This window comes from Streptomyces vastus, from assembly GCF_039532825.1.
GTDB lineage: Bacteria > Actinomycetota > Actinomycetes > Streptomycetales > Streptomycetaceae > Streptomyces > Streptomyces vastus.
The window spans coordinates 61,236-80,825 of the sequence record NZ_BAAASJ010000016.1; the positions used below are offsets into that span (position 1 = coordinate 61,236).

A 19,590-nucleotide genomic window follows, 5' to 3' on the forward strand; every position below is an offset into this window, starting at 1 on the left:
GGGGGTCGCCTCCGAAAGCCCCTCGGCCCCCGCAGGAGAACCGGCCCGACGCCGGAGGCCTACGCTGGGCGTATGACCAAGAACAGCGGGCGAGGCCAAGTGTCAGGGCTCCCGGCATGGGACCGGTGCGCCGTCATGGGAGTTGTGAACGTCACCCCCGACTCCTTCTCGGACGGCGGCCGTTGGTTCGACACGACGGCAGCCGTCAAGCACGGCCTCGACCTGGTCGCGGAAGGCGCGGACCTGGTCGACGTGGGCGGCGAGTCCACCCGCCCCGGCGCCACCCGCGTCGACGAGGCCGAGGAACTCAAGCGCGTCATCCCGGTCGTACGGGGCCTCGCCTCCGAGGGCGTCACCATCTCCGTCGACACCATGCGCGCCTCCGTCGCCGAGCGCGCCCTCGCCGCCGGGGCCGCCCTCGTCAACGACGTCAGCGGCGGCCTCGCCGACCCCGCGATGATCCGGGTCGTCGCGGACGCCGACGCCCCCTTCGTGGTCATGCACTGGCGCGGCTTCCTGGAGGGCGGAAACATCCAGGGGAGGTACGAGGACGTCGTCTCCGAAGTCGTCGACGAGCTCCACGCGCGCGTGGCGGCCGTACTCGAGGGAGGTATCGCCGCGGACCGCATCGTCGTCGACCCGGGCCTCGGCTTCTCCAAGGAGGCCGAGCACGACCTGATCCTCCTCGCCCACCTCGACCGCCTCCTGGACCTCGGCCACCCCGTACTGGTCGCCGCGTCCCGCAAGCGGTTCCTCGGCCGCGTACTGGCCGGGTCGCAGGGCGCCCCGCCGCCCGCCAGGGAACGCGATGCCGCCACCGCCGCCGTCTCCGCGCTCGCCGCCCACCAGGGCGCATGGGCTGTCCGCGTCCACGAGGTGAGGGCCACCGCCGACGCGGTCCGGGTGGCCAGGGCCGTGGAAGGCGCCCGGGCGGCAGAGGGAGCCCAGTGAGCGCACCCCGCACCGACGTCGAAGAGGTAGCCCGCGCCAACACCGCCTTCTACGAGGCGATGGAACGAGGCGACTTCGAAGAGCTGTCGACGCTCTGGCTCGCACCCATGGACATCGACGGAGCCGAGCACACCGCAGATCCCGCGGACCCCGAAGACCTCGAGGAAGGCACCGACCGGGGCACCGAGGTCTCCTGCGTCCACCCCGGCTGGCCCGTACTGACCGGCCGCGGCGAGGTACTCCGCTCGTACGCGCTGATCATGGCGAACACCGAGTACATCCAGTTCTTCCTGACGGACGTGCACGTGTCCGTCATCTCCGACACCGCCCTGGTGACCTGCACGGAGAACATCCTCAGCGGCGGCCCGGCCCCGGAGGACAGCGACGAACTGGGACCGCTCGTGGGCCAGCTGGTGGTCGCCACGAATGTGTTCCGCCGCACATCCGAGGGCTGGAAACTGTGGTCACACCACGCCTCCCCGGTGTTGGCCGAATCCGGCGAGGAAGAGACCGACGACTCGCCCTCCTGAGTGGGTAGGAGGCAAGTAGTGGTTGGGTTCGCGGGGCCTTGGGTAGGGGCGGCTACCAGCCCGTGAGCCGCCGGGTCCCTCCAGACGAACAGCCGATGAACCCTCCTGGCATGCGCCCGGGCCGAGCCATCGTGACCGGGTGTTGTCAGTGTCCGCAGGTAGATTCGACTGTGGCTGGTGGGCCGACCGCATGTGGCGGTGACCGCCGTTACCGACGACTGCAGGAGTGATTCGCGTGGATCGTGTCGCGCTGCGCGGCCTGAAGGCCCGCGGGCACCACGGTGTCTTCCCCAAGGAACGCGCAGAGGGCCAGACCTTCATCGTGGACCTCTCGCTGGGCCTGGACACCCGGCCGGCCGCGGCCGACGACGACCTGGCGAAGACCGTGCACTACGGCATAGTGGCCCAGGAGGTCGTGGCCGTCGTCGAGGGCGAGCCCGTGGATCTCATCGAAACGCTCGCCGAGCGCATCGCCCAGACGTGTCTGAAACACGACGGGGTCCAGGAGGTCGAGGTCTGCGTCCACAAACCGGACGCGCCGATCACCGTTCCCTTCGACGACGTGACCGTCACCATCACCCGGAGCCGAGTATGACTGCCTCGTTGACCGAGGGTCAGAGCGACCCGACCGTACAGCCGGTGCCCGCCTCCGTCGTGGAACGAGTGGACGCCGCCGACACGACCCTGCACAACCCGAAACGGGCCGTGCTCTCCCTCGGCTCGAACCTCGGCAACCGCCTGGAGACCCTCCAGGGTGCCGTCGACGCCCTGGAGGACACACCCGGCGTACGGGTCAAGGCGGTCTCTCCGGTGTACGAGACGCAGCCCTGGGGCGTGGAGCCGGACAGCCAGCCGACGTACTTCAACGCGGTCGTCGTCCTGCGCACGACGCTCCCCCCGAGCTCCCTGCTGGAGCGGGCGCACGCGGTCGAGGAGGCCTTCCACCGCGTACGGGACGAGCGCTGGGGGCCCCGCACGATCGACGTGGACATCGTCGCGTACGCCGACATGGTCTCCGACGACCCGGACCTCACCCTCCCCCACCCCCGCGCGCACGAGCGTGCCTTCGTCCTCGCCCCCTGGCACGACGTGGAGCCGGACGCCCAGCTCCCGGGTGTCGGGCCGGTGGCAGGGCTTCTGGCCTCCGTCCCCCGCGAAGGTGTCGCGCCCCGCGCCGACCTGGAACTACAGCTGCCCGACTAGTCGTTAAGGTCTACCGGATCATCTACCGGACCGTCTCCGGCTGCGACGAAGGGGCATCGTGAAAGAGCTGCGCATCAGGACGCTGGTCGGCGTGTTCGTGGTCGCCGGCGTGCTGTCCTGGGCGGGCGCCCGCTTGTGGAACGCGGTGGGCACGCTGCCCCGGGTCCCCCTCGCCGCCCCCATCGTCCTGGCCCTGATCGCCGTGGTCCTCCTGGCCACGGCGCTCTCCCTGAGGGCCCGCCTCAAGGCCCAGCGTGAGCGCCGCCCCGGCGCCACGGGTGTCGACCCGCTGGTGGCGGCCCGAGCGGTGGTATTCGGCCAGGCCAGCGCCCTGGTAGCCGCCCTGGTAGCCGGCATGTACGGCGGAGCCGGCGCCTTCCTCCTGGAGTCCCTGGACATCCCGGCCCGCCGCGACCAGGCGATCTACGCCGGCTTCTCAGTCCTGGCAGGCATCGCCGTCATAGCGGCGGCCTTCTTCCTGGAACGGGTCTGCAAACTACCGGAGGACGACGAAACGAACGGCAACGCGGCCCCGGCGGCGTAGGGCCGCGCGGGCCGCGCCCCCGTAAGGGGCGCGGGGCTGTATCAATTTGCGGCTCCGCCGCGGGGCGCGACCAGCGCCCCGTAAGGGGCGCGGGGAACTGCGCGACCAGCCACAACGAACCCGCAGCCCCATACGAACAACAACCAGGCAGACGAAACGGAACCCGCCCCAAGCGGAGCGCCACGCGGAGGCTCACCGAGCCAGGATGAGACTCATCGCCTCAGCCCGCGTCGTGGCATCCCGCAACTGCCCGCGCACAGCGGATGTCGTCGTCTTGGCCCCCGGCTTGCGTATACCGCGCACCGACATGCACATGTGCTCAGCCTCGATGACGACAATCGCCCCCCGCGCCTCGAGAATCCGCATCAGCGAGTCGGCGATCTGCGTGGTGAGTCGTTCCTGCACCTGCGGCCGCCGCGCGAACACCTCGACGAGCCGCGCCAGCTTCGACAGTCCTGTGATCTTCCCGGTATCGGCCGGGATGTACCCCACGTGCGCCACACCGTGAAACGGCAGCAGATGATGCTCACACAGCGACACGATCTCGATGTCCTTCACCAGGACCATCTCGTCGTGCCCCAGGTCGAACGTCGTCGTCAGCACATCCTCGGGCTCCTGCCACAACCCGGCCAGCAGCTCCCGATACGCCCGGGCCACCCGCCCCGGCGTCTCCCGCAGCCCTTCCCGGTCCGGATCCTCGCCGACCGCGATCAGCAGCTCTCGTACGGCGTTCTCAGCGCGCTTCTCGTCGAACTCGCCGATCTCGCCCTCGACGTCCAGCCTCACGGGGTCGATCATGTGGTGCCTCGTTCCTGTGCCTTCCACGCGTGCGGATCACGCGCTTCATGTACGGGCATACGAAAATGCCGCGCCCCCCAGGCTAGACCTAAAGGGGCGCGGCATCCGTTCCGGGCCGTTTGAGGCGGCCGGGGCGGAGCGGGTCAGCTCTCGGGACGGTCCTCCGGAGCCGGCTCGGCCACCGGAAGCGCCGCCTCGGCGGCGGGGTTCGCCTTCGCGGTGATCGCCGGCGCCGCGCCGTTCGTCCCGTTCGTCAGCGACAGCTCCTTGGGGGAGAGCACCGGCGGGCGGGTGGACGGAGTGCGCCTGGAGGAGCCGGTCCACGCGGGGCGGGCCGGGCGCTTGACGATGGGGGCGAAGATCTCGGCGATCTCCTCCTTGCCCAGCGTCTCCTTCTCCAGGAGCTTGAGCACCAGGTTGTCGAGGACGTCGCGGTTCTCGACCAGGATCTCCCAGGCCTCGTTGTGCGCGGTCTCGATGAGCTTCTTGACCTCTTCGTCGACGAGCGCGGCGACCTCTTCCGAGTAGTCGCGCTGGTGAGCCATCTCACGTCCGAGGAAGGGCTCGCTGTTGTCGCCGCCGAACTTGATCGCGCCGAGACGCTCGGTCATGCCGTACTGCGTGACCATCGCTCGCGCGGTGGCCGTGGCCTTCTCGATGTCGTTCGCCGCGCCCGTGGTCGGGTCGTGGAAGACGAGCTCCTCGGCCGCGCGACCGCCCAGCATGTACGCGAGCTGGTCGAGCATCTCGTTGCGCGTGGTCGAGTACTTGTCCTCGTCCGGGAGCACCATCGTGTAGCCGAGCGCACGGCCTCTGGAGAGGATCGTGATCTTGTGGACCGGATCGGAGTTCGGTGAGGCCGCCGCGACCAGGGCGTGACCGCCCTCGTGGTACGCGGTGATCTTCTTCTCCTTGTCCGACATGATCCGGGTCCGCTTCTGCGGGCCCGCGACCACACGGTCGATCGCCTCGTCCAGCATGTGGTTGTCGATCAGCTTCTGGTTGCTGCGCGCGGTGAGCAGTGCAGCCTCGTTCAGCACGTTCGACAGGTCGGCGCCGGTGAAGCCCGGCGTACGACGCGCCACTGCGGACAGGTCGACGTCCGGCGCGACCGGCTTGCCCTTCTGGTGAACCTTGAGGATCTCCAGACGGCCCTGCATGTCCGGGCGGTCGACCGCGATCTGGCGGTCGAAGCGGCCGGGGCGCAGGAGAGCCGGGTCGAGGATGTCGGGCCGGTTCGTGGCGGCGATGAGAATCACACCGCCCTTCACATCGAAGCCGTCCATCTCGACGAGCAGCTGGTTCAGCGTCTGCTCGCGCTCGTCGTGACCGCCGCCGAGACCGGCACCGCGGTGACGGCCCACCGCGTCGATCTCGTCGACGAAGACGATCGCCGGGGCGTTCGCCTTGGCCTGCTCGAACAGGTCACGGACCCGGGAGGCTCCGACACCGACGAACATCTCGACGAAGTCGGAACCGGAGATCGAGTAGAAGGGGACGCCGGCCTCGCCCGCGACGGCGCGCGCGAGCAGCGTCTTACCCGTACCGGGAGGCCCGTACAGCAGTACGCCCTTGGGGATCTTCGCCCCGACGGCCTGGAACTTGGCCGGCTCCTGGAGGAACTCCTTGATCTCGTGGAGCTCCTCGACGGCCTCGTCCGAGCCCGCGACGTCGGAGAAGGTCGTCTTCGGGGTGTCCTTGGTGATGAGCTTGGCCTTGGACTTCCCGAAGTTCATGACTCGGGAGCCGCCGCCCTGCATCTGGTTCATCAGGAACAGGAAGACGACCACGATGAGGACGAACGGCAGCAGGGAGAGCAGGATGCCGACGAACGGGTTCTGCTTGGACGGCGAAACCGTGTAGCCGTCCGTGATCTGCTTGTCCTCGTACTTGGTCTGCAGTGTGTTGGCGAGGTTGACGCCCTGGTCGCCGATGTAGCTCGCCTGGATCTTCGAGCTGCCCTCGACCTTTTGGCCGTCCTTGAGCTCGACCTTGATGATCTGCTCGTCGCCGGTGGTGAGCTTGGCCTGCTGGACCTTGTTGTCACTGATCGCCTGGACGACCTGGCCGGTGTCCACCGTCTTGTAGCCGCCGGACGAGCCGACGACCTGCATCAACACGACCACGGCAAGGACGGCCAGCACGATCCACATGACCGGCCCACGGAAGTATCGCTTCACGTCCATCCATACGGAGCGGTGCCGCCCCGTCCCTCCTGCCATAGTGAGTTTGATAAGACTGTTCTTCGGACGGTACCCCAGCATTGTCACCCGAAGCCGCACGGTCCGGCTGACAAACCCGTCTACGCATGCTCCAACGGCGCGGAACCCGCAAGGGTTCCCGGACCGTCTTCTTCGTGGTACGTGGGGTTCGCCACTGTCTACGAGAGTGCCTCAGCCACCGTAGACATGGGGCGCGAGCGTACCGACGAACGGCAGATTCCGGTATTTCTCGGCGTAGTCGAGGCCGTAGCCCACGACAAACTCGTTCGGGATGTCGAAGCCGGCCCACTCCACGTCGATCGCGACCTTGGCGGCCTCCGGCTTGCGCAGCAGCGTGCACACCTTGAGCGAGGCGGGCTCGCGCGAGCCGAGGTTGGAGATCAGCCAGGACAGCGTCAGACCGGAGTCGATGATGTCCTCGACGATGAGGACGTGCTTGCCCTTGATGTCGGTGTCGAGGTCCTTCAGGATCCGCACGACGCCGGAGGACTGCGTACCCGCGCCGTACGACGACACGGCCATCCAGTCCATGGTGACGGGGGTGGACAGAGCGCGCGCCAGGTCAGCCATGACCATCACGGCGCCCTTGAGGACTCCGACGAGCAGCAGGTCCTTGCCCGCGTACTCCGCGTCGATCTTCGCGGCCAGCTCGACCAGCTTCGCGTCGATCTCTTCCTTGGTGATGAGCACCGACTTGAGGTCGGTGCCCATGTCTTTCGCGTCCACCCGCATCACTTTCGGTCGTCCCGCATGTATGGCGGCCACTCGGGCCGCCCACGACCCGCGCAAGGGGCCGGCGGAAGGCCCGGATTCAGCCTTGCCGAATCACCAGTCTGCCACCCTGCCGCTGGGCGACGACTTTGCCCGGCAGGTTGATGGCTCCCTGGCCGCGCCAGCCGGTGATCAGCCGGTCGATCTCTTCGATGTGCCGGGCGAACAGTGAACCGGCGGGCGCCCCGGCCTCGATGGCGGCGCGGCGCAGGATACGGCGGCGCACGGCGGGCGGCAGGGCGTACAGCTTGGCGCACTCCAGGAGGCCGGCGGCGTCCCGCACGGAGGCCTCGGCCTGGCGGGCCCACGCGTCGAGGGCGTCGGCGTCGTCGCGGGACAGCTGTGCCGTACGCGCGAGGGCTTCGACGACGCCCTTGCCAAGGGCCTTCTCCAGGGCGGGCAGGCCCTCGTGGCGCAGGCGTGACCTCGTATAGGCCGGGTCGGAGTTGTGCGGGTCGTCCCAGACGGGGAGCGACTGGACCATGCAGGCCTTGCGGGCGGTATGCCGGTCGAGGTGCAGGAAGGGGCGGCGGTAGCGGCGGGCGGCTCCCGGGCCTCCGGAGACCGCGGCCATGCCGGACAGGGAGCGGATGCCGGAGCCGCGGGCGAGGCCGAGCAGTACGGTTTCGGCCTGGTCGTCACGGGTGTGTCCGAGCAGGACCGCGGCGGCGCGATGACGCTCGGCGGCGGCGTCCAGGGCGGCGTACCGCGCGTCACGGGCGGCGGCCTCGGGTCCGCCGTTACGGCCTACGGAGACGCCGATGGACTCGGCCGGGTCCAGGCCGAGTTCGGTGAGTCGTACGACGACTTCTGCCGCGCGCAGGTCGGAGCCGGGCTGCAGACCGTGGTCAACGGTGATGCCACCGGCGCGGATGCCGAGCTTTGGGGCTTCGAAGGCGAGGGCGGAGGCGAGCGCCATGGAGTCGGCGCCGCCGGAGCATGCCACGAGCACGAGCGGCGGGGGCGACTGCTCGTGCGCGATGTCGGAGTGCTCAGTGCCGGGGTGGGGAGGCGTGTGGTCGGTGAGGACGTCGTGGAGGATCTCGTGGAGGACGCGGCGGACCGCCAGGCGTATCGCCGCGACCGCTGGATGGGGACCCATGTCCGGTTCCCTTCATGAAATTGTCGGGGGTGAGCCCGATGTTCGGTCACGCAGAGTGCCTAGATGGTGACAGAAACGGGCCGTTTCCCGAGCATTGCACGCCTGCCCATGCCCCACGGTCCCTCGGACGGGTGATAGCGGGGGCGCTCACCTGTCCCCGGCCGGATTCAGTTCACGACTCTGCCTTACGGTGCACCCGCGCAACCCAGTCCGCCGGTTTGGAGATCTCCGACTTGGTGGGGAGCGTGTTCGGCGAGGTCCACACGCGGTTGAACCCTTCCATGCCGACCTGGTCCACGACCGCCCGTACGAAACGCTCCCCGTCCCGGTACTGGCGCAGCTTGGCGTCCAGGCCGAGCAGCTTGCGCAGCGCCAGGTCGAGGCGGGAGGCCCCGCGCTGGCGGCGCTGCTGGAATTTCTCGCGGATCTCGGCGACGGACGGGACCACGGCGGGGCCCACGCCGTCCATCACGAAGTCCGCATGGCCCTCCAGGAGCGACATCACAGCGGTCAGCCGGCCGAGGATCTCGCGCTGGGCGGGTGTCTGGACGATCTCGACGATGGACCGTCCCCCGTCGTCGCCCTCCTCGCCCTCGGGACGGCTGCCGGCGAGCGTCTGCGCGGCCTCCCGGATGCGCTCGAGGACCGTCATGGGGTCGACCTCGGTCTCCTCCAAGAACGACTGGATTTCGCCCTCGAGGTGGTCGCGCAGCCAGGGCACGGCCGTGAACTGCGTCCGGTGCGTCTCCTCGTGCAGGCAGACCCAGAGCCTGAAGTCGTGAGGCTGTACGTCGAGTTCGCGCTCGACGTGCACGATGTTCGGGGCGACGAGAAGCAGCCTGCCGCCGCCGTTCTCGCCCGCCGGGAGTTCGCGGGTCGCCGGGGCGAAGGTCTCGTACTGGCCCAGCACCCTGGAGGCCAGGAACGACAGGAGCATGCCCAGCTCGACGCCGGTGACCTTGCCGCCGACGGCGCCGAGGACGGCTCCGCCGGGGGTGTTCCCGCGACGTTCCTGCATCTTGTCGAGCAGCGGTTTGAGGATTTCCCGGAACCCGGCGACGTTCGCCCGAATCCAGCCCGGTCGGTCGACGACGAGGATGGGGGTGTCACGCAGGTCCTCGCTGCCCATCTGCGTGTACTCGCGTACGTGCTGCTCCGACGCCTTCGCATGTCGGCGCAGCTCCGCGACGACGGCCCTGGCCTCGTCGCGACTCACCTCTGGGCCCGGCCTTACGAGCCGGGTCGCGGTCGCCACCGCGAGATTCCAGTCGACCATCTCGGCACCACCGATGCTCGTCATGCCCTCAACCGTACGTGAGCGCTGCCGCTGGGTGCAGGGTGTGCCCGTTCGTGGGGATTCCTGTTTGTGGCTCGGCTGCGGGTGCGTTGTGGTTGCTCGCGCAGTTCCCCGCGCCCCTGGAGGGGTGTGGCCCTGACGGGCCTTGCGCCCCTTCAGGGACGCAAGGCCCGTCAGGCACCGCAGCCGCAGTTCGCCAGCGCCGACGCCGCGCTGTCCAGTGCCTTCTGCGTCGCCGCTGGATCCGTCGGGCGGGTCGAAGACGTCAGGAAAGCGAAGGCCAGTAGGCGGCCCTCCGTGTCCACCACCGTGCCTGCCAGGGTGTGTACGCCCGTCAGCGTGCCTGTCTTCGCTCGTACGACTCCTGTGCCGGGCTGGCCCGAGTAGCGGTTGCGGAGGGTGCCGGTGAAGCCTGCTACCGGGAGGCCGGTCAGGGCGGGGCGGAGTTCGGGGTGGTCTGGGGCGCCTGCCTTGGCCAGGAGGGCGGTGAGCAGGTCCGCGGTCAGGCGGTCGGCTCGGTCCAAGCCGCTGCCGTCCGCGAACTTGACGCCTTCCAGGGGTAGTTCGAGCTTCTTCAGCTGCGTACGGATCGCCGTGGAGCCGCCTTCGAAGCTGGCCTGTTCACCGGAGGCGAGTGCGGTCTGGCGCGCCAGGGCCTCGGCGATGTCGTTGTCGCTGTTGGTCAGCATCCGCTCGACCAGGGCGGACAGGGGCGGGGACTCGACCTTTGCCAGAGGCTCCGCTCGGCCCGTCGCCTTGGAGGGGCCGGGGGACTTGGTCTTGATGCCGCGGTCGTTCAGGAGGGCCGCGAACTGCCGGGCCGCGTCCGCCGCCGGGTCCGTACTGCGGTCCGCGGTGCCGGAGGACGAGTCGTCGAGGCGGCCCTCGTCGGTCATCAGGGCGGTGACCGGCGCGATGTTGGGGTTGTTGGGACCGATGGGGTGCAGCGCAGGGCCGTCGTACAGCGTGGTGTCGTACGAGAGCGTCACCGCGTCCAGCTTGCGGGACTTGAGGGCGCGGGCGGTCTCGTCGGCGAGCGTACGCAGGCTGGCGTTGCCGTTCGCTTTCTCGTGGGCGGTCAGTGTGGGGTCGCCGCCGCCGACGAGGACGAGCTCCTTGGTGCCGGGTTCGAGGACCGTGCGGGTCGCGATGCGGTGGTCGGCGCCCGCCGCGGAGAGTGCCGCGACGGCGGTGGCGATCTTCGTGGTGGAGGCGGGCGTCAGCGCCTCGTCCGAGGCCCTGCCGTACAGCCGCTTGCCGGTGGCCACGTCGACGACCGCGGCCGTACGTTCGGAACCCAGCGAGGGGTCGTCGAGCAGTGGGCCGAGGACATCGGCGAGGGCCTTCTCGCCGGGCGAGGAAACCGAGCCGGTCGTGCGCCCGAGTCCTGCGAGTACGGAGGGGGCACTGGGCGCGGGACGCGGCGCCTTCGGAGGCGTAACGGATCCGGTGCCGTGATCTGCGCCACCTGCGCCCTCCCGCGATGCCGCCAAGTCACGCTCGGCCGTACGCTGACCGCTGGAGTCCCAAGGGCCGGCCGCGGTCACCACGGTGGTCGCCAGTGCGAGGCCGAGGAGGGCGGCGCCCGCCGTGAACTGCACGGTGGTCAGCCGCGCGATCCGCAGCCGCATGGCCCCCAAGGACCGTACGAGCCACTGCCTGACGGCTTCCACGGCCCGTACGAGCCCCGGCCGCACGGCCCGCGCGAACCGCTCCACATGCGGTCGCGCGGCCCGCCAAGCCTTCAGCTCCGGCACGACCACCAGCCCCTTTCGCGATCACACACATGCGTGAGGGACACTTAACCACCAGACGTATGTGTTGATCATGGAGGAGCCACCGGTGGAGTTCGACGTCACGATCGAGATTCCGAAGGGTTCGCGGAACAAGTACGAGGTGGACCACGAGACCGGTCGGATCCGCCTGGACCGTCGACTCTTCACCTCGACCAGCTACCCGGCCGACTACGGCTTCGTCGAGAACACGCTCGGCGAGGACGGCGACCCGCTGGACGCCCTCGTCATCCTGGACGAGCCGACCTTCCCCGGCTGCCTCATCCAGTGCCGCACGATCGGCATGTTCCGTATGACGGACGAGGCCGGCGGCGACGACAAGCTGCTGTGTGTCCCGGCGCACGACCCGCGCGTGGAGCACCTTCGGGACATCCACCATGTGTCGGAGTTCGACCGTCTGGAGATCCAGCACTTCTTCGAGGTCTACAAGGACCTGGAGCCCGGCAAGTCCGTCGAGGGCGCCAACTGGGTGGGCCGCACGGACGCCGAGGCCGAGATCGAGCGCTCCTACAAGCGCTTCAAGGAGCAGGGCGGCCACTGAGGCCATGTGATCGACCGGCGGGCCGCGTGACCCGATGGGTGACGCGGCCCCTTCGTGTGTTCTTTCGTGTGTTCTTGCGCTGAGGCGTACATCAGAGATACGGCGTATGGGGGACCCGTACGAGAACGGACGTATCAGAAACGGACGTATTGAGAAGTGGGGCGGGAGCTGGTGGCCGAGCCGGACTGGGAGGACCGTAAGCCGCAGTCGGACGAGGCGAGGAGTGCGTTCGCGCCGCCGAGCGGGGTGGCTGCGGCGTTCGAGGACGAGTCTCATACGACGTCGGAGTTCGCGATTCCTGAAGGGCTCGTGCCGCCCGAGCCGCCGTCCGCCGAGCCGGAGGGCTCGGCGTTCAACGCCCCGCGTACGTACCGGGCCCCTGCCTTCACCCCGCCGACCGGCATCCCCGTGGTCAGGCTGACCAAGGAGGTGCCCTGGCAGGACCGGATGCGCACGATGCTGCGCATGCCGGTGGCCGACCGGCCCGTCGCCGAGCCCGTCCAGCGCTCGGAGGACGACAGCGGACCAGCCGTCCCGCGGGTGCTCGACCTGACGCTGCGTATCGGTGAACTGCTGCTCGCGGGCGGCGAGGGCGCCGAGGACGTGGAGGCGGCGATGCTCGCCGTCTGCCGTTCGTACGGCCTGGACCGCTGCGAGCCGAACGTCACCTTCACGTTGCTGTCCATGTCGTACCAGCCGTCCCTGGTGGACGACCCGATCACGGCCTCGCGGACGGTACGCCGCCGGGCGACCGACTACACGCGGCTCGCGGCCGTGTACCGGCTCGTCGACGACATCAGTGACGACGAGACCGAGGTCTCCCTCGAGGAGGCCTACCGGCGGCTCGCGGAGATACGACGCAACCGGCACCCGTATCCCGGCTGGGTACTGACCGGCGCCGCCGGGCTCCTCGCGGGCGCTGCCTCCGTGCTCGTCGGCGGTGACGCCATCGTGTTCGTCGCCGCCGCGCTCGGTGCGATGCTCGGCGACCGGCTGGCGTGGCTGTGTGCAGGGCGCGGGCTGCCCGAGTTCTACCAGTTCACGGTGGCCGCGATGCCTCCGGCCGCGATCGGCATCGCGCTCACGCTGGCGAATGTCGACGTGGCGTCGTCCGCGGTGGTCACCGGTGGGCTCTTCGCGCTGCTGCCCGGGCGGGCGCTGGTCGCCGGCGTCCAGGACGGACTGACCGGCTTCTACATCACCGCCGCCGCACGCCTGCTGGAGGTCATGTACTTCTACGTGGGCATCGTCACCGGGGTTCTGCTGGCGCTGTACTTCGGGGTGAAGCTGGGCGCGGAGCTGGATCCGGATATCGCCGTGAGCAGCTCCCAGCGGCCCGTGTGGGGAATCGTGGCGTCGATGCTGCTGGCGCTGGCCTTCGCCGTACTGCTCCAGCAGGAACGATCCACCGTGCTGATGGTGACCCTCAACGGCGGGGTGGCCTGGTCGGTGTACGGCGCGATGCACTACCCGGGCGGGCTCTCGCCGGTCGCCTCGACGGCTGTCGCGGCGGGCGTGGTGGGCCTGTTCGGACAGCTGCTGTCCCGCTTCCGGTTCGCTTCCGCCCTGCCGTTCACGACGGCGGCGATCGGGCCGTTGCTGCCCGGTTCGGCGACGTACTTCGGGCTGCTGTCCATCGCCCAGAACGACGTCGACGCCGGCCTCGTCAACCTGTCCAAGGCAGCCGCCCTCGCGATGGCCATCGCGATCGGCGTGAACCTCGGCTCGGAGATCTCCCGGCTGTTCATGCGGCTGCCGGGGGTTTCGACGGAGGGGCGGCGCGCGGCGAAGCGGACACGCGGTTTCTGAGTACGTGCCTTGTGGCGCGGCTCAGTTCTGCGGGTAGTCCTGGCCCTGGCCGTACGGGTAGCCCTGGCCCTGGGGGTACTGCTGGCCCTGGGGGTACTGCTGCCCCTGCGGGTACTGGGCGGCGTAAGGCGGCCGGCCCTGCTGCTGACCGTAGCCCCCCTGGTCCGAGCCGTACGGGGGCTGCTGTTGCGGCTGCTGTTGCGGGTGGCCCTGGCCACCCTGGTGACCGTATCCCTGGTGTCCCTGGTCCTGGCCACCCTGGTGACCGTATCCCTGGTGTCCCTGGTCCTGGCCACCCTGGTGACCGTATCCCTGGTGTCCCTGGTCCTGGCCACCCTGGTGACCGTATCCCTGGTCCTGGCGGCCCTGCTGACCGTACGTCTGGTCCTGGTGAGCCGGCGGCACGCGGCGCAGCTGGGTCGTCGCGTCGTCCATGGTGGGCGGCGCCTCCGGAGCCTGCTGCGGGCTCTTCTTCGACTTGCCCCGTGCCTTCAGGATCTCGATGACGATCGGCAGCACGGAGATGAGGACGATCAGGATGAGGATCGCCTCGATGTTCTTCTTCACGAAGTCGATCTGTCCCAGCCAGGAGCCGAGCAGCGTGACGCCCGCGCCCCAGAGGATGCCGCCGAGGACGTTGAACGTGAGGAACGAGCGGTACCGCATGCCGCTGACGCCCGCGATGATCGGCGTGAACGTCCGCACGATGGGCACGAAGCGGGCCAGCACCAGGGACTTGGGCCCGTACTTCTCGAAGAAGTCGTGGGCCTTGACCACGTTCTCCTGTTTGAAGAGGCGTGAGTCCGGGCGCTTGAACAGCGCGGGCCCCACCTTCTTGCCGAACATATAGCCCGCCTGGTCGCCGAGGATCGCGGCGATACAGATCAGGACGACGGCCGCCCACAGCGGGAAGTCCAACTGGTCCGACGTGATCAGCAGCCCCGCCGTGAACAGCAGCGAGTCACCCGGCAGGAAGAAGCCGATCAGCAGACCCGACTCGGCGAAGACGATGACCAGCAGTCCCCAGATGCCGAACGTGTCGAGCAGATAGTCCGGATCCAACCAGCTTGGTCCAAGGGCAAGCGTCACGGTTCCGGGCTCCTGAGGGTGAAGTGAGGCGCAGACGATGTCTTTTCTGCTTCGGACGACCAAAGCTACCAACGCCGAATGACGCCTCCGGGTTCCATGGCCCCCTTGCGTACCCCCTGCGCACTGATGAGGGCCGCCCTGTGAGTAACTCATCACCTTCAGCTGCTATGCCACCTTTACCCGGTTATGACACCTCCGTGGCCCATCATGGAAGCCCGACCTGACCGACCGGAGGCACGATGCCGCTCCACACCGGCCCCGAGAAGCCCGACGAACGCCCCCGGGCCGTCAATCCCTTCTACGGCGAGGCCAATCCGGTCGGCGGCATGACCGAGGCCCCGCCCCAGCACCGACTGCCGGACGGGCCACTGCCACCGGCCACGGCCTATCAGCTCGTCCACGACGAGTTGATGCTGGACGGGAACTCTCGCCTCAACCTCGCCACATTCGTCACCACCTGGATGGAACCGCAGGCCGACGTCCTGATGGCGGAGTGCCGGGACAAGAACATGATCGACAAGGACGAGTATCCGCGAACGGCCGAGCTGGAGCGGCGGTGCGTGGCGATGCTCGCCGACCTGTGGAACGCGCCGGATCCGTCCGCCGTCGTGGGCTGCTCGACGACAGGGTCGAGCGAGGCATGCATGCTGGCGGGCATGGCGCTCAAGCGCCGGTGGGCCAAGCAGAATGCCGACCGGTATCCCGGAGCCCGCGCGAACCTTGTCATGGGCATCAACGTCCAGGTCTGCTGGGAGAAGTTCTGCACCTTCTGGGAGATCGAGGCGCGCCAAGTGCCCATGGACGACGACCGGTTCCACCTCGACCCGCAGGCGGCTGCCGAGCTGTGCGACGAGAACACCATCGGCGTCGTCGGCATCCTGGGGTCCACCTTCGACGGGTCGTACGAGCCGATCGCCGAACTCTGCACCACCTTGGACGAGTTGCAGGAGCGAACAGGGCTCGACATCCCTGTCCACGTCGACGGCGCATCCGGAGCGATGGTCGCTCCCTTCCTCGACGAGGACCTGCTCTGGGACTTTCGGCTGCCGCGCGTGGCCTCCATCAACACCTCGGGCCACAAGTACGGACTCGTGTACCCCGGTGTCGGCTGGGTCCTGTGGCGGTCCGCCGCCGAACTGCCCGAGGAACTGGTCTTCAGGGTGAACTACCTGGGCGGCGACATGCCCACCTTCGCGCTCAACTTCTCGCGGCCGGGCGCCCAGGTCGTCGCGCAGTACTACACGTTCCTGCGGCTGGGTCGCGAGGGTTACCGGGCGGTCCAGAGGGCGACGCGGGACGTGGCCATGGGGCTCGCCGAGCGCGTCGAGAGGCTCGGGGACTTCCGACTCCTCACTCGTGGTGATCAGTTGCCGGTCTTCGCCTTCACGACAGCAACCGACGTGACGGCGTACGACGTCTTCGACGTGTCCCGGAGGATGCGCGAGCGCGGCTGGCTCGTCCCCGCGTACACCTTCCCGGCGAACCGCGAGGACCTCTCCGTGCTGCGCGTCGTGTGCCGCAACGGCTTCTCGTCCGACCTGGCGGAGCTGTTCGCGGAGGACTTGAGTCGACTCCTGCCCGAACTGCGCCGACAACCGCATCCGTTGACCCACGACAAGGACGGGGCGACCGGTTTCCACCACTGAGCCGGTGCTCTCCCTGGTCCCGGCCGTCAGCCGCCGTCGCCCAGGTCGAACGTGTCCGAGTGGATGCCGTCGGCGGATATGCGATACCTCCCGGCGCCGAAGCCGTCGCTCCATAGACAGCCCAGCGGTATCAGGCCCACCGCTCCTCCCGGGTATCGCGCGCCGCTGGTCCGCTCGAACGTCCGGGCGCCGTCGGTACTGCACCAGGTACCGTCCTCGCCGTGGACGACAATGCTGTCGTCGGCTCAGCGCCCCGAACCTCCATACCGCCAGCGGGAAGAACACCGCGAGCAGCGCGAGGCGCCACGCCGCCGCCAGCAGCTGGGCGTGCTCGGCCGCCCAGGACGTGCTCACCGCGCCGCCCTCGTTGCCGAACAGCTCACGCACCGCCCGGCCGTGGCCGACATGGGGTTCCACGCGGGCGATCGCATGGAAGCGGGCCAGGACTGTTACCGGTCGTCCTCCGGATGCCGCTCCCCCGTGGCGTAGGGATTGCTCTCCCCTTCCGCGAGTACCGCGTGCACCCCGCGGAAAAGCTCGCCCTCACCCGCGAAGGTGTAGGCCCCGCCCTCGATGCGCTCGATGAGCCCGCGGGTCCACTCCTCTCCGACGTCGGCCGAATGGACCCACAGATTCATGATCTCGCCGATGTGCCCGAGCCGGCCGGGGCCGCCCTCGGGCATGTAGTACTCGGTGACCGACTTGCGCCACTCCTGGATGGAGAGCACCCGCTCGCGCAGCAGCTTCAGCGCCTCCACGCGCTCCAGATCGACGATGAAGCCGAGTGCCGAGGCGAGTACGTCCGGCTTCTGGTCGTACGAAGTCAACGCCTCACGCACCAGCCTGAGGTACTCCTCGGTACCCTTCTCAGTGATCTCGTACTCCGTACGCGGCGGCCCGCCGGCCGTGGACGGCGCGATCTCGTGGGCAAGCAGCAGCCCCTGCTTCGCCATCTGCTTCAGGGCGTGATAGATCGAGCCCGGCTTGGCGTTGGACCACTCGTGCGCGCCCCAGTACTCCAGGTCGTTACGCACCTGGTAACCGTGGGCCCGCCCATGCTGACGGACCGCACCGAGCACGAGAAGACGGATCGCTGACATGTTGTCCAGCGTAGAACCGAGCGGCTCACCCCCAGCTCGTGCCCTGCTCCAGGGCGACCAGCTCGAAGGCCGTCTTCCCGTCCAGGGACTCGCGGATGATGTCGGCGTGACCGGCGTGCCGGGCCGTCTCGCGAATCAGGTGCAGTGCCAGCCAGCGCATCGAGACCCGCCCCTCCGGCGGGAACCAGGGCGCCTTGGGCAGCGGGAAGGTGTCGTCGAGGCTGGGCACCGAGCGGATGAACGCCTCCGTCTCGGCCGCGACCTTCTCCCAGTACGCGAGCTGAGACTCGAGCGTCTCGTCGCCCGCGAGCCGGAAGCACTCGTGCCAGTTCGACTCGTCCCGGTGCACCGCCGGGGCCTCCTGCCTGGCCCGGGCGATCCACCCCTGCTCAACCTCGGCGACATGCTTGACCAGCCCCGCGAGCGACAACTCGCTGGCACTGGGCCTCGAAGCCGCCTGCTCCTCGGTCAACCCGAGCACCGCCCGGCGGATACCCCCACGCTGCTCCTCCAGAAAGGAGAGCAGCGCCCCACGCTCATCGCCCTGCGCTTCTACGGCTACGTGAGCAACCATGACCGGCCGCCTTTCGTCGGTACGTCCTCTTGCCTGACACCGACGAAGCTATGGGCCATGTAGGTCAGTTCCTGTCCGCAAGGGCCCGCCGAAGGCCTCAGAACGGAAAGAAACTCCGCCCATGCTGCACAGAGATCCACTTCTGCGTCGTGAACGCCTCTACCGTCGCCTCGCCGTTCAGGCGGCCGATGCCCGAGGACTTTTCGCCGCCGAAGGCGACCAGGGGCTCGTCGTGGACCGTGCCGTCGTTCACGTGGAACATGCCTGAGTCGATCTGCTTGGCGAAGGAGACACCGCGCTCGATGTTGGCCGTGTGGACGGCGCCGCTCAGGCCGTACGGGGTGTCGTTGACGAGGCGTACGGCCTCCTCCTCGCCGTCGAACGGGATGAGGAGCGCGACCGGGCCGAAGATCTCCTGCTGGAGGATCGCCGCGCCGGCGGGCAGGTCCGTCAGGACGCTGGGCTCGACGAGGTTGTCGGAGGTGGCGCCGTGCACGAGCGCGGTGGCGCCCTCGGCGATCGCCTGCTCCACGGCGCCCGAAAGGGCGTCCGCCTGCGAGGAGTTGATGACCGGCCCGATGACGGTCTGCGGGTCGCGCGGGTCGCCCGCCTTGAGGGTCTTCACCTTGGCGACGAACTTCTCCGTGAACTCGGCCTCGAGGGAGCGGTCCACGAGCACCCGGTTCGCGGCCATGCAGACCTGGCCCTGGTGGACGTACCGGCTGAAGACGGCCGCGTCGACCGCGTAGTCGACGTCGGCGTCGTCGAGGACCACCAGCGCGCTGTTGCCGCCGAGTTCGAGGACGGCGCGCTTGAACTGCGAGGCGCAGACCGTGGCGACGTGGCGGCCCACCTTGTCGGAGCCGGTGAAGGAGATGACCTTGGGGACCGGATGCTCGATGAAGGCGTCGCCGATCTCCGCTATGTCGGTGATCACGACGTTCAGCAGGCCGGCCGGCAGCCCCGCGTCCTCGAAGATCTTCGCGACCAGGGAGCCACCGCAGATCGGGGTGTTCTGGTGCGGCTTGAGGACCACGGCGTTGCCCAGCGCCAGCGCCGGCGCGACGGACTTCAGCGACAGCAGGAAGGGGAAGTTGAAGGGGCTGATCACACCGACGACGCCGACCGGGACGCGGTAGACGCGGTTCTCCTTGCCGTCGACCGGCGAGGGGATGATCCGGCCTTCGGGACGCAGCGCCACATGGATCGCCTCGCGCAGGAACTCCTTGGCGAGGTGGAGTTCGAAGCCCGCCTTCAGATGCGTACCGCCGAGCTCGGCGATGATCGTCTCGGCGATCTCCTGCTCGCGGTCCTCGATGATCCGCAGGGCCTTCTCGAACACCGCACGGCGCGCGTACGCGTTGGTCGCGGCCCACTCCTTCTGGGCGCGAGCGGCGGCCTTGTAGGCCTGATCCACCTCGTCGACCGTGGCTATCGTGATCGACGCCAGCTTCTCGCCGTCGTACGGGTTGAAGTCGATGATGTCCCAGGACCCCGTCCCCGGACGCCACTCTCCGTCGATGTACTGCTGAGCCAGGTCCGTGAAGTAGGACGACATGTGACCCTCAATCCCTTACTGCCGGGGCGGATCCCGCCCATGGCAGACACCCGCAGACACCC

The 19,590-nt window shown here is 68.9% G+C and carries 18 protein-coding genes and 1 pseudogene; 8 read left to right on the top strand and 11 right to left on the bottom strand.

All coding sequences use genetic code 11. The features are described from left to right. Positions 1 to 72 precede the first annotated feature (72 nt). From folP to ABD357_RS05850, 5 genes are all read left to right on the top strand, one after another. Positions 73 to 951 carry a dihydropteroate synthase gene (folP, locus tag ABD357_RS05830; RefSeq protein ID WP_344387948.1) on the top strand — a complete coding sequence of 293 codons (879 nt, stop codon included), beginning with the start codon at positions 73 to 75 and terminating at the stop codon, positions 949 to 951. Beyond that, the gene (locus tag ABD357_RS05835) at positions 948 to 1,481 is read left to right on the top strand and encodes a nuclear transport factor 2 family protein (RefSeq protein ID WP_344387949.1); all 534 of its coding nucleotides are present in this window, start codon (positions 948 to 950) and stop codon (positions 1,479 to 1,481) included. The genes folP and ABD357_RS05835 overlap by 4 nt, the downstream gene beginning before the upstream one ends. A gap of 235 nt (positions 1,482 to 1,716) precedes the next feature. After that, on the top strand, positions 1,717 to 2,076 hold the full coding sequence (folB, locus tag ABD357_RS05840; protein ID WP_344387950.1) for a dihydroneopterin aldolase: 360 nt from the start codon (positions 1,717 to 1,719) through the stop codon (positions 2,074 to 2,076). Beyond that, positions 2,073 to 2,684, top strand: a complete 612-nt coding sequence (gene folK / locus ABD357_RS05845) for a 2-amino-4-hydroxy-6-hydroxymethyldihydropteridine diphosphokinase (RefSeq protein ID WP_344387951.1) — start codon at positions 2,073 to 2,075, stop codon at positions 2,682 to 2,684. The genes folB and folK overlap by 4 nt, the downstream gene beginning before the upstream one ends. Before the next feature lie 58 nt (positions 2,685 to 2,742). Next, positions 2,743 to 3,228, top strand: a complete 486-nt coding sequence (locus tag ABD357_RS05850; protein ID WP_344387952.1) for a DUF3180 domain-containing protein — start codon at positions 2,743 to 2,745, stop codon at positions 3,226 to 3,228. Positions 3,229 to 3,420: 192 nt separating this feature from the next. Here the strand turns inward: ABD357_RS05850 and folE are convergent, their stop codons facing one another. From folE to dacB, 6 genes are all read right to left on the bottom strand, one after another. After that, positions 3,421 to 4,026, bottom strand: a complete 606-nt coding sequence (gene folE / locus ABD357_RS05855; RefSeq protein ID WP_344387953.1) for a GTP cyclohydrolase I FolE — start codon at positions 4,024 to 4,026, stop codon at positions 3,421 to 3,423. Positions 4,027 to 4,169: 143 nt separating this feature from the next. Next, positions 4,170 to 6,212, bottom strand: a complete 2,043-nt coding sequence (gene ftsH / locus ABD357_RS05860) for an ATP-dependent zinc metalloprotease FtsH (protein WP_344388028.1) — start codon at positions 6,210 to 6,212, stop codon at positions 4,170 to 4,172. Positions 6,213 to 6,419: 207 nt separating this feature from the next. Then, positions 6,420 to 6,980 carry a hypoxanthine phosphoribosyltransferase gene (gene hpt, locus ABD357_RS05865; RefSeq protein ID WP_344387954.1) on the bottom strand — a complete coding sequence of 187 codons (561 nt, stop codon included), beginning with the start codon at positions 6,978 to 6,980 and terminating at the stop codon, positions 6,420 to 6,422. A gap of 79 nt (positions 6,981 to 7,059) precedes the next feature. Further along, the gene (tilS, locus tag ABD357_RS05870) at positions 7,060 to 8,121 is read right to left on the bottom strand and encodes a tRNA lysidine(34) synthetase TilS (RefSeq protein WP_344387955.1); all 1,062 of its coding nucleotides are present in this window, start codon (positions 8,119 to 8,121) and stop codon (positions 7,060 to 7,062) included. 172 nt (positions 8,122 to 8,293) lie between these two features. Then, positions 8,294 to 9,421 carry a zinc-dependent metalloprotease gene (locus ABD357_RS05875; protein ID WP_344387957.1) on the bottom strand — a complete coding sequence of 376 codons (1,128 nt, stop codon included), beginning with the start codon at positions 9,419 to 9,421 and terminating at the stop codon, positions 8,294 to 8,296. 170 nt (positions 9,422 to 9,591) lie between these two features. After that, complete coding sequence (gene dacB, locus ABD357_RS05880; RefSeq protein WP_344387958.1) at positions 9,592 to 11,181, bottom strand: D-alanyl-D-alanine carboxypeptidase/D-alanyl-D-alanine endopeptidase; 1,590 nt, start codon at positions 11,179 to 11,181, stop codon at positions 9,592 to 9,594. A 79-nt stretch (positions 11,182 to 11,260) separates the two neighbouring features. Here dacB and ABD357_RS05885 point away from each other — a divergent pair, with 79 nt between their 5' ends. Together ABD357_RS05885 and ABD357_RS05890 are read left to right on the top strand one after the other, a co-directional pair. After that, positions 11,261 to 11,752, top strand: a complete 492-nt coding sequence (locus tag ABD357_RS05885; RefSeq protein ID WP_095751114.1) for an inorganic diphosphatase — start codon at positions 11,261 to 11,263, stop codon at positions 11,750 to 11,752. 156 nt (positions 11,753 to 11,908) lie between these two features. Beyond that, positions 11,909 to 13,561, top strand: coding sequence for a threonine/serine exporter family protein (locus ABD357_RS05890; protein WP_344387959.1), 1,653 nt, complete (start codon positions 11,909 to 11,911; stop codon positions 13,559 to 13,561). Between the two features lie 21 nt (positions 13,562 to 13,582). Here ABD357_RS05890 and ABD357_RS05895 read toward each other — a convergent pair whose 3' ends face one another. Further along, positions 13,583 to 14,650 carry a DedA family protein gene (locus tag ABD357_RS05895; protein ID WP_344387960.1) on the bottom strand — a complete coding sequence of 356 codons (1,068 nt, stop codon included), beginning with the start codon at positions 14,648 to 14,650 and terminating at the stop codon, positions 13,583 to 13,585. 239 nt (positions 14,651 to 14,889) lie between these two features. Between ABD357_RS05895 and gad the strand changes: the two genes are divergently transcribed. Next, a complete protein-coding gene (gad, locus tag ABD357_RS05900; RefSeq protein WP_344387961.1) occupies positions 14,890 to 16,296 on the top strand; it encodes a glutamate decarboxylase in 1,407 nt (468 codons plus the stop codon). Positions 16,297 to 16,536: 240 nt separating this feature from the next. Here gad and ABD357_RS05905 read toward each other — a convergent pair. From ABD357_RS05905 to ABD357_RS05920, 4 genes and pseudogenes are all read right to left on the bottom strand, one after another. Beyond that, positions 16,537 to 16,712: pseudogene (locus ABD357_RS05905) on the bottom strand (ABC transporter permease); the annotation flags it as partial. 33 nt (positions 16,713 to 16,745) lie between these two features. Then, positions 16,746 to 17,396 carry a PadR family transcriptional regulator gene (locus tag ABD357_RS05910; protein ID WP_344387962.1) on the bottom strand — a complete coding sequence of 217 codons (651 nt, stop codon included), beginning with the start codon at positions 17,394 to 17,396 and terminating at the stop codon, positions 16,746 to 16,748. Positions 17,397 to 17,421: 25 nt separating this feature from the next. Next, positions 17,422 to 17,970 (bottom strand): DinB family protein, encoded by a 549-nt coding sequence (locus tag ABD357_RS05915; protein WP_344387963.1) that lies wholly within the window; start codon positions 17,968 to 17,970, stop codon positions 17,422 to 17,424. 97 nt (positions 17,971 to 18,067) lie between these two features. Continuing rightward, positions 18,068 to 19,528 carry an aldehyde dehydrogenase family protein gene (locus ABD357_RS05920; RefSeq protein WP_344387966.1) on the bottom strand — a complete coding sequence of 487 codons (1,461 nt, stop codon included), beginning with the start codon at positions 19,526 to 19,528 and terminating at the stop codon, positions 18,068 to 18,070. Positions 19,529 to 19,590 lie beyond the last annotated feature (62 nt).

Coding starts and splice junctions, on each gene's coding strand:
- ftsH (WP_344388028.1), bottom strand. CDS start 6,212: ATGGACGTGAAGCGATACTTCCGTGGGCCGGTCATGTGGATCGTGCTG.
- folK (WP_344387951.1), top strand. CDS start 2,073: ATGACTGCCTCGTTGACCGAGGGTCAGAGCGACCCGACCGTACAGCCG.
- gad (WP_344387961.1), top strand. CDS start 14,890: ATGCCGCTCCACACCGGCCCCGAGAAGCCCGACGAACGCCCCCGGGCC.
- hpt (WP_344387954.1), bottom strand. CDS start 6,980: ATGCGGGTGGACGCGAAAGACATGGGCACCGACCTCAAGTCGGTGCTC.
- folP (WP_344387948.1), top strand. CDS start 73: ATGACCAAGAACAGCGGGCGAGGCCAAGTGTCAGGGCTCCCGGCATGG.
- tilS (WP_344387955.1), bottom strand. CDS start 8,121: ATGGGTCCCCATCCAGCGGTCGCGGCGATACGCCTGGCGGTCCGCCGC.
- ABD357_RS05920 (WP_344387966.1), bottom strand. CDS start 19,528: ATGTCGTCCTACTTCACGGACCTGGCTCAGCAGTACATCGACGGAGAG.
- ABD357_RS05915 (WP_344387963.1), bottom strand. CDS start 17,970: ATGGTTGCTCACGTAGCCGTAGAAGCGCAGGGCGATGAGCGTGGGGCG.
- ABD357_RS05910 (WP_344387962.1), bottom strand. CDS start 17,396: ATGTCAGCGATCCGTCTTCTCGTGCTCGGTGCGGTCCGTCAGCATGGG.
- ABD357_RS05875 (WP_344387957.1), bottom strand. CDS start 9,421: ATGACGAGCATCGGTGGTGCCGAGATGGTCGACTGGAATCTCGCGGTG.
- folE (WP_344387953.1), bottom strand. CDS start 4,026: ATGATCGACCCCGTGAGGCTGGACGTCGAGGGCGAGATCGGCGAGTTC.